The 11,850-nt window shown below is 55.6% G+C and carries 8 protein-coding genes; 5 read left to right on the forward strand and 3 right to left on the reverse strand.

The annotated features are described in order from the left end of the window. Positions 1-483: 483 nt before the first annotated feature. The 5 genes from VGE80_RS06965 to VGE80_RS06985 all read left to right on the forward strand — a co-directional run bounded on the left by VGE80_RS06965 (position 484) and on the right by VGE80_RS06985 (position 6,610). Positions 484-1,851 carry a hypothetical protein gene (locus VGE80_RS06965; protein WP_440592141.1) on the forward strand — a complete coding sequence of 456 codons (1,368 nt, stop codon included), beginning with the start codon at positions 484-486 and terminating at the stop codon, positions 1,849-1,851. A gap of 354 nt (positions 1,852-2,205) precedes the next feature. Then, on the forward strand, positions 2,206-4,140 hold the full coding sequence (locus tag VGE80_RS06970; protein ID WP_440592142.1) for an SHD1 domain-containing protein: 1,935 nt from the start codon (positions 2,206-2,208) through the stop codon (positions 4,138-4,140). Between the two features lie 92 nt (positions 4,141-4,232). Beyond that, positions 4,233-4,901, forward strand: coding sequence for an RraA family protein (locus VGE80_RS06975; protein WP_373652648.1), 669 nt, complete (start codon positions 4,233-4,235; stop codon positions 4,899-4,901). A 649-nt stretch (positions 4,902-5,550) separates the two neighbouring features. Continuing rightward, complete coding sequence (locus VGE80_RS06980; protein ID WP_440592143.1) at positions 5,551-6,459, forward strand: right-handed parallel beta-helix repeat-containing protein; 909 nt, start codon at positions 5,551-5,553, stop codon at positions 6,457-6,459. 22 nt (positions 6,460-6,481) lie between these two features. After that, positions 6,482-6,610 carry a hypothetical protein gene (locus tag VGE80_RS06985; RefSeq protein WP_397569586.1) on the forward strand — a complete coding sequence of 43 codons (129 nt, stop codon included), beginning with the start codon at positions 6,482-6,484 and terminating at the stop codon, positions 6,608-6,610. Between the two features lie 92 nt (positions 6,611-6,702). Here the strand turns inward: VGE80_RS06985 and glnD are convergent, their stop codons facing one another. The 3 genes from glnD to VGE80_RS07000 form a co-directional block, all read right to left on the reverse strand. Beyond that, positions 6,703-9,354 carry a [protein-PII] uridylyltransferase gene (glnD, locus tag VGE80_RS06990; protein ID WP_440592144.1) on the reverse strand — a complete coding sequence of 884 codons (2,652 nt, stop codon included), beginning with the start codon at positions 9,352-9,354 and terminating at the stop codon, positions 6,703-6,705. A gap of 394 nt (positions 9,355-9,748) precedes the next feature. After that, a complete protein-coding gene (locus VGE80_RS06995) occupies positions 9,749-10,087 on the reverse strand; it encodes a P-II family nitrogen regulator (protein ID WP_373652652.1) in 339 nt (112 codons plus the stop codon). A gap of 119 nt (positions 10,088-10,206) precedes the next feature. Beyond that, positions 10,207-11,619 carry an ammonium transporter gene (locus VGE80_RS07000; RefSeq protein WP_373652653.1) on the reverse strand — a complete coding sequence of 471 codons (1,413 nt, stop codon included), beginning with the start codon at positions 11,617-11,619 and terminating at the stop codon, positions 10,207-10,209. Positions 11,620-11,850: the final 231 nt, after the last annotated feature.

Genomic DNA, 11,850 nt, shown 5'->3' on the forward strand with positions numbered 1-11,850 from the left:
GCCGCCAAGGGTGGAGCTGACGGTGAAATGGGTGACTGGGGTGAAAAGGTGGAATGGGATGCCAAGAATCTCAAGGTCACCAACCTCGCCAGCCTCAAGACCCCCGGTGTTGCCGATCTGATCAAGCCGGTTTACGCCGAAGGGCACCGACTCGACTAGTCGCAGTCCGAATTCCGTAGGGGCGCATGTCGCAAGGCATGCGCCCTTTTCGTTTACGGACTTCATGCTGTGACACTCCACGGAACCTTTGCTGAAACTCGTCGCCCGCTGCCACCAGAATCGCTCCTTCATGCACCATGATCATGGGGTCCGGCGGCCTCGGTCGTTGCCCGAGCGAGGAAATGTGGAACCTGCTTCCATCGTCGCTTTAATCCCTCTCTGTAAATCATCCCCGGTCCTCACTGCTTCAGAATTTGTATCCGGCTCGATACAGTAGGAAATCCGCTACTGACGATGCCGTTTGGAAATAAGACGAGAAGAATCATGAACGTTAGTTTTTCACAGTTGACGAAAACCGGAATCACCATCGGACTGTTAGTGGTGTCAGGCTGCGCCAAGCCCCAGGATTCCAGCACGCAGACCGGCACACCTCCAACCGGAGCCGATCCAAAAGCAACGACTCCGGCCACGCCCTCGACGCCGGCCGCCAAGCCATCCAAACCGGCCACCGCCACGGCTGATGACGTCAATGCAGCCCGCAAGCGGATCGACGAACTGGGTGCTCGTGCAAAGTATTCGCCGAAAACGGGCGACCTGTTGACGGAAATTATCATTCAGGACGGATCGAACCTGACGGCTGCTGACGTCGCACTGTTTGGGAAGCTGAGCGATCTCGAAAAGCTGCAGATCTTCAATTGCCGGGCACTCAACGAAGAAATGGCCTCGACGCTCGGTTCCTTGAAGGGCCTCAAGAGTCTCGCGCTGACGAACTCGGCCATCAATGATTCGGCGGTCGAGATGATTGTGAAATCGTTCCCAGAATTGACCGAACTGGATCTCTCGTCCAATACCAACATGTCCAACGGGGTTGTCAAAATCCTCAGCACTTTGGACAAACTGCAGCGATTGACGCTGGTCCAGAACAAAGTCAACGATATTGGTGCTCAGCGGCTGGCGAAGCTTCAGGAGCTTCGGTCGCTGGACCTGCGCGGCAACATGGAAGCGGGGAACATGGCTCTGGACGTGGTCGGGGATCTCCCCAAACTGACGTCCTTCAAGCACCGCAGTACTGCCGTCGATGATACGGGCCTGGAATCGCTCAGCCGCAATCAGTCGATCGAATCGCTGCTCTTGCAGGACTTCGTCATTACGGACCAGTCTGGACCGCATCTGGCCAAGCTGAGCAAATTGTCGCAACTCGAAATCTTCCGCTGTCAGGGATTCGGCACCGAAGGGGTCCTGGCGCTCAAAGGAATGGGACTAACCCGCTTCACGCTTCGCGACCTGCCCAACGTCGATAATCGTGCGATGGAAGTTTTCGACGATCTTCCGAAGCTCAAGCGACTCTATCTGCATGAACTTCCCTCTGTCGGTGATGAGGGGCTCAAACACCTGGCGGCACTCTCCTCGCTGGAACTGCTTGATATCTGGACCGTGCCACAGATGACCGATGCCACAGTCGAGGTGATCGCGTCGCTGCCGAACCTCAAGGAACTGTCCATCCGAGCAACGGGAGTCACCGATAAAGCCATCGACAGCCTGCTGAAGATCGCCAGCCTGCAATCCTTGACGTTCAAAGAGAACGGAAGCGTCACCGCGGAAGGCCTCAAGAAGCTCAGTTCGCGAAAGTGGCAGAAGCTCGACATCGGCTCGTCGGACGCAGCGGAAGGGAGTGACGGTGCAGGGCAGTAGTCCCGGCCAAAGGGTCACCCTCGCTCACGAAAACTGAGAGAGAAAGAAATCCGCTGCCGGGTCCGGCAGTGTCGGAATTTCGTCCCCTGATCCTGGTTCGAACAGTCGAACCAGGATCAGGGGATTTTTCGTTTGATCCCTCATAGACGGCATTGGAGAGCGGACAAGCACGAGCTGACCGAAGCGTCTTACATGCACCATCGTTGAAACATTCTCATCTGCATCTGTAGACTTTCGGTACTCCGAAGCTCCATTCCACTGTGGATTCTCCACGCCCCCTTGTTTGGGCGTCCGTGATCGATTCGACATCGTGTCCCTGAACGTAGTGTCCCTCAATCCAACCGGAAGGTAGACATGCGAACCTGCTCAGTCCGAAACACATGCCTCGCTTCGTTTGTTTGGCTGTTCGTTCTTTTGTCCCTCTCACCCACGCCAGTGATGTCACAGGACGACTACCGCACCTGGTCAGACTCGACCGGAAAGAACAAGATCAAGGCCAGGTTTATCAAGGTAGAGGACGACGTCGTCACCCTGGAAAAACAGGATGGAGACGAAGTTGAAATCGAGTTGAAGAAACTGAGCAGTGCGGATCAAAAGTTCGTATCCAACCTGCAGAAAGAAGAGGAAGACAGCCCCTTCAAGACCAAGCGCGACGACCCCTTCAAAAGCAAATCATCGGGAAAGAAACCGGCTTCCGGTAAAGCGAGCGCTGATGATTCAGAGGGCCCCCGGACAGTGACTGTGGACCTCTCGGGTGTCGAACAGATCAGTCTGGCCGCGACGGGTGAACCGTGGAAGCTGGATATCGTCGCCCCCGAGTCATCCCCTGCAGCGACCCGCTTGAAGTCGATTCCGCTTCCCTCGAAGACCAACTTTTTTGAGGGCTTAAAGGGGATGGCGATCAGTCGCGGAACGACATCGAAGTTTGCTGTAGTGGGGTATCTCCTGGATAAGCACGGGGAAGGGGGGACGATTCGAGTCGCGATTTGCGACCTGAAAACGGGCAAGTGCGGGACGCCCGCCGTCGGTGCCGGCAAGATGGTTCCTATTGCCCTGCATGATGATGGGCAGCAAATCATCATGCGCCGCGAAGAATTTGGATTCGGAAATCAGGACCGGCTCGAGGTCTGGATCCCCAAAGGAAACAAGGTCACTAAAAAGGTTTCATGGACTCCCTACGAGGCGGATCAGGGTGCTGCCCGTGATGTCCTCTGGGCCGAATTTGTGAACGCGGAAACGCTGGCCACGTCGAGTCGCGACGGGAAAGTCGTGCTCTGGAAGTTCCCCGAAATCGAACCTGTCTGCCAGTTCGACACTGCCAACGGTGCGGTTCCCGCCCTGAGTCCAGATCGGAAATGGATCGCCTTCTCTAACGGTTCCGACGTCGGTGTATTTGACATTGAAAAACAGGAAGTGGTCGCGATTCAACAAACGCCGACCAAGCTCCAATGGCCTTACATGGCTTTCAGTCCCACATGTCAAAAGCTGGCCTGTCTTGCCTTCGACAAAGTCCTGGTCTGGAACCTCGCGACGGGCGAACTGGAGCGGACCATTCCCTGTACGGGACTTAATGTGCATGGAAGTATTGAGTTTCCCGATGATGCCTTTGTCCTGGTGGGCAATCACTACCTGCTCGATCTACAGAATCAACTGAAACTCTGGACGTACGAGGGAGCCGAGCAGGTTCGCTCCGCGGAGGGAATCACCTATTTCGCGGTGACCGAAGGCGAAAAGAAAGCCGGTGCACTCGTCCCGCTGCAGATTCCTCACCCCGCCGCCAAAACACTCCTGAAGAAGGCATTGACCGATCCTGACCTGTTTGTCTTGCGAGAGGGGACGACAGTCAAAATTGATGTCAGTGGGATCCCCGATGCCACTCAGCGGGACCGGGTGGTCAAAGGCCTGACCGGGCAACTCGAGGCCATCGGCTGCAAGGCAGGGGCCAACGGGTCCATCAATCTGCTGGCCAGCGTTGAAGGCCCCAAGGACACCGAAATCAATTTCATTGCCGTCGGGACTTATAAGTTCAAAGAATACGTGAGTCAGGTGAAATTCACTTACAGGGACCAGCCGGTCTGGCATTCCGCTCAGACGAACGCACCCGGGATTGTGCAGTTGCAGAAGGGTGAGAATATGGACAGCCACCTCCGCGCCCGGGAAAAGCCGAGCTACGAATTCTTCGAGAACGTCCAGTTGCCGAAGTTTCTACAGAAACCGAGTGCAGGACAGGGGCCGGGACATTCACTGACACTGGGCCAGTCAAAGGTTTCCACCACAGGGATTCGCTGAGAGTCGCATCGAGGGCAGCAGATCTTTACACTGCCGTATTGAGGCTTTGGAAAACTTCTTGAATTGCTTCAATACGGCCTAAAAGGAGCCCCATGACCGAATCGACCCCCTCGACCATCACACTCGCGATGATGCGTGAGTCGCTTTACAGTGCTGTCGTCAGCGATGCACTGGACGCACTTGGCTACAAGCGTCAATCGCCTCGACTTCCGATTCGTCCCTTCACAACCAGCGGCCTGCTGGTTGGACGCTGCAAGACTTCCCTTTGGGTCGACATGGCTCATGTAGATCCCCGCCCGTACGAACTGGAACTCAAGGCCGTTGACGAATGTCAGCCCGATGACGTCCTGATTGCGGCGGCTGGTGGATCAGTCCGATCAGGGATCTGGGGAGAGCTCCTCACGACCGCGGCCCTCAATCAAGGATGCGTCGGAGCGATCATCGATGGTGCGATTCGTGACGTCACCAAGATTCGTGCGTTGAACTTCCCCGTCTTCGCACGTGAAACCTGCGTGTATGACAGCTTCAATCGCCAGCGCGTCGTGGATATCGATGTCCCGGTGGAAATCGATGGGGTGACGTTCTGTTCCGGAGACCTCGTCTTCGCGGACGAAGACGGCATTGTTGTCGTTCCTCAAGCCATCGAAGCGGAAGCAATTCAGCGTGCCTGGAATAAGGTCCACGCCGAAAACGAAGTTCGCGATTCGATCCGCAACGGATTGAAAGCGGGCGAAGCTTTTGCCAAATACGGTGTTCTGTAAGCGAGATCAATGGTCTTGCGGCTGGAGCCGGTAAGCCACGGACTCGTTTGTGTCATGGCTTCAGCCGTTTGTATTTGGTCAGCCTTGATCCAGTGACGAAGGGCGAACCCTTCTGATGATTTGCGCGGTGCCAGGTTGCACGGGCAGATTGATTCAGCAGGCTGTTCGCCCTGATCGTTTTTTGCCGGGATACGCACACGGCTCGGTACTGCCGCGAGAGACGACCAGTCGCCCGGTCATGTCCGGTGAAACAGAGAAGTCGCAGTTGGTGCCTTTGAGTCGGGTGTATCGATCTCAAATGACATTCTTCGCCCGCAGGCCTGACGCGTCTTGGGGTTCTGTGCAAACCGCATCGACTGCACAACCGGAAAAGTCTGCGACTTCTGACAGGATTCTGTCCCGCGCCGGCCGTTAGTCACTTCCCCTGAGGATGCGTCGCAAGGACCATGAAATCAGCGAGGGGACTCGACGCCCCTGAAAGCCGGGTCAAGAGTCTGAGTTGAAGGGGGCGAGTAGGGACCGCGTTGGCACGGACGTGAGCCATCATTCCAGGGCCAACAACCACACTGGTAAAGCGATGACCTCTCCGCACGATAGTCCGACCATGACCCGCTCGTCACGATGCGACCACAAGATTCGGGAAACATCCATGTCAGCTCGATACCTCTTTTTGATGGGATTTCTTGTTGTGACCAGTTCTGTCACAGCGTCAGAAATTTACGTCAACAATGTCGTTGGTCGCGATTCAGACGATGGAGTGACCCCGACCGGACGGGAAGGAAACGCGGGACCGGTTCAATCTCTCAAGCGGGCGCTACAGCTTGCGCGATTCGGGGACATCATCATCCTCGCCAACACGGGGACCCCTTACTACGACTCGATCTCCCTCACGGGCAGCCGAAACAGTGGCACTGCATATACTCCCTTCATGATTCAGGGAAATGGGTCCACCATCAGCGGGCTGAGAAGGCTCCCTCCCGGAAGCTGGCGACGCGAGAGTCGCACATTGTGGAAGGTGACGCTGACGAGAAAGGGCTTCTATCGACTGCTGCGGGACGGTAAGCCACTTCCCGAGTCTATTCCACAGAGCGGCCTGGATCCTCGACCTCAGCTTCCACCCGGTCATTGGGTTGCCTGGCAGGGGAGAGTGTACTTTCGCCAGGATCGCCCCGAACTACCTGAAGATGAACTGTTTACCTACGCAGCGGACCAGACCGGAATCTCTCTGCATCAGGTGAGCAATGTTGTGATCTCTAATGTGAAGATCGAGCACTTCCGCTTCGATGGAATTCACGCGCAAGGGCTCTGCGACGGAATCAAACTGGACAACGTTGTCGCCGTCGAAAACGGCCGTGCAGGTGTCGTCTCGAGCGGTGCTTCACGGATTGAGATTTTTGGCGGGCAGATCCGAAGAAACGGTCGCCATCAATTGCTGATTCTGGATCGGTCGAAAGCGACCCCGTACGAATCCGATATCGAAGAGTCTGTTCCGATGGCGCCCCAACCAGCCGTTGGCAGGAGGATTAACGGGGAAGTGAAAATGACCCTGCGTCCATAGAATCATTCAACAGGTTGTCATCATGGGAATCACTCTCATCAACCCGAAAGGTCACTTCGCCATTCTCGATATCGATCACTGTGACAGTGGTGTTACCGAGATGCAGGATATCACCGACGTTCAGATCGAATTCGTGAATCTGCACCATTAACCTCCGTGTATCAATGGGATAAATCGTGATCCGTGACTGAAGCACTATAGCGGCCGATGCAGTCCCCCGCAACGACAAACACGACCCTCCGGTTACTGTTCATCTCGTGCGGATTCTTCAAAACTTGCCAGTTGTTTCGTAAGGACTTCGGGGATTTCGGTCAGACGGTCTCCTGCCGTGATCTTCCCGTTATCAGCATCCGTCACGAAGAACACGTCCAGCACCTGATCGAAGTGCGTGGCAATCTTTGCCAGCACCACGCTCAGCTTCAGCTCATACAACGCTTTGGTAATGGCATACAACAAGCCCGGACGATCGTGTGCAAAAACATCGATGATCGTGTACCGGTCTGACGACTCATTGTCGATCACGACGCGCATCGGCAGGTCGGACACCGGACCGCTCAGTGCCGACAGCGCAAATTTGCCTCGTGACCTCAGCAGCGTTTCGACCTCTGCCTCACCGCGCAGGACCTTGCGAATCGATACGGCCAGTTCATCGACACGCCAGCCGGGAATCTCGCCGACATGGTCCGTGTCACGCACCCGGAACACATCGATGATCACGCCGTCCTGCGTCGTATAAATTGCGGCGGACAGAATCACCAGCCGCTTTGCTGACAACACTCCTGAAACTTTGTGGAAGCAGCCAGATGCCAGTCGCTCATGCGTGATGATGCGATACTCGACAGTGGACGTCTCGGCATCATAAACCGCTTCAACAAGGATCTGATCGGGGCCGCATGACTGGATCAGTCGGTAATCGTCTGCGATCCGGGCAGGAGGAGTCTCCAGCAGGTAATGGGCCGGAAACTGATCGAGTTCTTCGGCCAGTGAATCTTCATTCTGGTCCGACGGAGTCGTTCCATTGGAAGGCTCGATCGGTTCAGCCCCGGCAATCAGCTTCGCGACCTGTTCCTTGATTGCCATTAACCGGGTCGGTTCATCGAACAGATGACTTTTTCCGCTGAGCCACAGCATGGTCCGTTCGTACAACGTCGTGGTCAGTTCGGCTTTCCACTGCGTCCAGACTCCCGGGCCCACTGCAGAGATGTCTGCCGCAGTCAGAACATACAGCATTCGAAGTGATTCAGGACTACCGACCTCGTGACTGAACTTCAGCAGAACTGCCGGATCATTGATATCCCGTCGCAGAGCCAGGTCGGCCATCTTCAAGTGACGATGGACCAGAAACATGACCAGTTCACGCTGATGAGCAGGCAATCCGAGTCGTACGGCGACGTCCGCAGCAATCCGACGTCCTACCTCACTATGATCTTCTTCGTAACCTTTTCCCGCATCATGCAGCAGGATGGATAGGTGAAGTAATTCTTTATGATGGATTTCCCGATAGGCCCGTCCCACCGCCCCCGTGTCACCCAGAAACCCTTCTGCCGCTTCGATCGCCCGCAGAGTATGCTCGTCCACGGTGTAATGATGATACTGATTGAACTGAAGCAGACAGCGAATATGCTGGAAGCACGGAAGAACCGCTTCAAGCACGCCATTCTCGTGCAGACCGCGTAGAGCCTCTCCCAATTTTCCCGTGGTCTTCAACAGTTCAAGAAACAGTTGAGACGCATCGGGCGATAGAACTGCTGGCGTCTTGATCTTTTCACTCTTGATCATGGCAGCCAGCCGAGGCGCGACCGTCCGTCCATAACGGGCGGCGGTCAGATACAGATGAAGCACCCGTTCGAGATTTCCGCAAACAGCCCGGCGGGTGCGACCACGGGGAATGTCGATCTGTTCCGGCCCCACGCGATAGATCTCGTCGACGCGATAGGACATCAGGAAATCGAAGGCCTGATCCAGAATCTTCTTATGCTGTGTCTGCTCCATGAACTGACGCGCGACGTCCGCGATAAACGAACTGTGCTGAAAATATTCCTGCATGAACCGCTCGACCGGCCGCAGACCGTCAATTGCAGGAATGTTCCGAGACCGGGCAATCCTTAACTGATCATCGCGAGAGAGTGTGTCTTGCTCTTTATTCGCAGCGAAGTGCAAATTGATGCGGATGGCAATGAGGAATTCATGGGCTTGCGAAAGCCGGCGGGCATCTTCGGCATTGAGCGCACCGTGACGCTGTAACGCGTCAATTTCGCCGCTGCCGTACAACGCGAAACCGACCCAACGAATGAAATGCAGATCCCGCAGTCCGCCGACCGAACGTTTCACATCCGGTTCGAGTTGCTGAGTGGAAGCCCCGAACTCGGCTCTTTCCTTGCTGCGGGTCGCCGAGACTTCGGCCAGGAACTCACTGGAGCGAGATTTGATGATCGTACGAGCGAATCGCACCTGCAATTGCCCGAAAATCGCCTGATTTCCCCACAGCAGTCGCGTATCGACAAGTGAAGTGGCGAACTGAATTTCCTGCCGGGCCCACGAAAGTGAATCGGCCACCGTGCGCACGCTGGCACCGATTTTGAGACCGGAATCCCACAGATCTCGCTGCACCTGTGACGCGATCTTTTCAAACTGTGACGTGCAGGAGGGTGAGTGCAGAAACAGCAGGTCGATATCCGAATAGGGACAGACATCGCCTCTTGCTGTTCCGCCTGTTGCAACGAGAGCAGTCTGCCCACGCAACGTTTCGACCAGCGCAGGATCGGCTTCCGACAAGACTTCTTGAAACACCTGTGTCAGGAAGGCATCGAGGTGCTGAGACAGATAGGCCGCTGTCTGCAGGCCCGTCGCACCCTGCTCAAAATGTTTACGGGCCTGTTGTCTCAGCCCGTCCACCCGCCTTCTCAGCGTGCCGATTCTCTCTGTGCGCGGCACCGCCTGAGACGACTCAGACTCACCAATTCGAGAACGAACCTCAGGAATGGTGGCCTCCCTCTACTTTACTGGCTTCAACCCACATCATCCGTGCGACCAAGAAATGTGTCCGAATGGGCAAGCCGGTGACTGAAAACTATTCGTGCGGCTTCACCCTGTAGCGCGAGGGGTATACCGACCGCAGAATTCTTCAGGTGACAGGCATCCGACGAAGGATTGAGTAGAGCGCTACCCTGAACTGTCGCTTGAGATCAAACAAAGAAGTCGAACCGGCAAAAACCGCAATTCGACTTCTGTAGTGGCGACCTCGTCAGACCGAGAACTTCGAAAGGCCCGGTAAATTGGACAGTGGCGATCAGATCGCTTCCGGACCAGTTTCACCCGTGCGGATGCGGACAATTTCTTCGAGACTGGTGATGAAGATCTTGCCGTCACCAATCTGACCCGTTCGTGCGACATCAGAAATGGTTTTGATCGCCTTGGTGACGTCCGCGTCCGCCACGACAACTTCGAGCTTCACTTTGGGCAGGAAGTCGACCGTGTATTCCGCACCACGGTAAGTTTCTTTATGGCCGCGTTGCCGACCGAAACCACGCACTTCCGTCACAGTCATCCCCTGGATTCCTGCCTGCGTCAGCGCGTTTTTGACCTCTTCCAATTTGTAGTGGCGAATCACCGCTTCAACCTTCTTCACGTTCGGCTCCTTTGATAAATCTTTTGGGTCTATTCTGCAGTTCTCGGCGAGCGCTACTTCACTGATTGTGAAGCCTCTTTCCCAGTGCGTCAATCAAGATCAAAACATCAGTTCAGGCATCAATAGAAGATGTAACCTTCTTCGCCATGGTCATGAATATCCAGCCCCTGCATCTCACCGGTCTGGGTGACACGGAGACCATTTACGGCGTCGACAAGCTTGAGAATGATCACCGTCCCGACAATCGCCAGCAGCATGGCGGCTCCCGCACCGATCGCCTGGTTCACGAGCTGTGCCGGATTTCCTTCGAGCAGGCCGCAAGGTTCGGTGGTACCGGGGATGACAGCTCGAGTCGCGAACACGCCGGTCAAAAGTGCGCCCAGAGTTCCGCCCACGCCATGGACACCAAATGCGTCCAGAGAGTCATCGTAGCCAAACTTGTTCTTCATGGTCGTGCATGCAAAGAAACAGACCATTCCGGCGGCCAGCCCCAGACAGATCCCGCTAATCGGGGTTGCTGAACCACTGGCGGGCGTCACACAGACCAGCCCCGCTACGGCACCGGAACACGCCCCCAGAATGCTGGGCTTACCACGGAGCAACCATTCCAGCCCGGCCCAGGCGAGCGTCCCCGCCGCGGCCGCCATTTGGGTCGTTACGAAAGCATTTGCAGCGCGCAGATCGGCAGCACCAGCACTCCCTGCGTTAAAGCCAAACCAGCCGACCCACAGCATGGTGGCACCAATATAGGTGTAAGTCAGATTGTGCGGCGGCATGGGCTCTTGTCCAAATCCAAGTCGCTTTCCCAGCAGCAGGGCACAGACGAGGGCAGAGATTCCGGAAGTGATATGCACCACGGTTCCGCCCGCAAAGTCGTACGCCTTAAACTTCGCACTCGGATTGAATTCCGAACACCAGCCAAAATCAGACCAGACCCAGTGGGCCACGGGGCAATAGACGAAGGTTCCCCAGAGAATGGAAAACAGCACCATCGAGCTGAACTTCATTCGTTCGGCAAAAGCTCCGCAAATCAGCGCGGGAGTGATGATAAAGAACATCATCTGAAAGACCATGTGAATCGATCGAGGGATCCCGGTTTCCCCGTACATCGGATGCACTGCCTGCTTGAGGCTTTCGTTCCAATAAGGAGAGACTCCCTTCAGCAGGGCATACTTGAAATCTCCGATCAGCCCCATCCCTCCGACAGAGTCTCCGAAACAGAGGCTGTACCCGTACAAGGCCCAAATCACCGACATCAATCCCATGAGGGTGATGCATTGCATCATCACACTGAGAATATTCTTCTTCCGGACGAGGCCGCCGTAAAACAACGCCAGACCGGGTGCTGTCATCATCAGCACTAATGCTGACGACGTCAGCATCCAGGCGATGTCACCCGAATTGAATGCGGGAGCGGCAGCGGGCGCCGCCGCTTCGGTGATTTCAACAGCAACTTCCTGCGCTAAACCGATCGATGGCAGGCTGCAGCATAAAACAACGAAGGAAAGCGCGGTCCAGTGTCTGAACGTCACAAAATTTCTCCTGAGTGCGAGGATGAAAATCGCGAATACCAAAGCTTCAGTGGTGCCACGACGTGGTGGAAAAACTGAGACGGGCAGCCACAAGGCAAACTGCATGCCGCAGTTTTTGGCACTGAATGCTTCGTGTAAGGCAAAACCCTGCTGCAATGTCAGAATCTGGAAGAACACGTATACTGCAGCACAGATTTCTTCAGCTCTTCACTCGCGGAACGGACCGGTGTC

The sequence above is a fragment of the Schlesneria sp. genome (genome assembly GCF_036405755.1).
GTDB classification, from domain to species: Bacteria; Planctomycetota; Planctomycetia; order Planctomycetales; family Planctomycetaceae; genus Schlesneria; species Schlesneria sphaerica.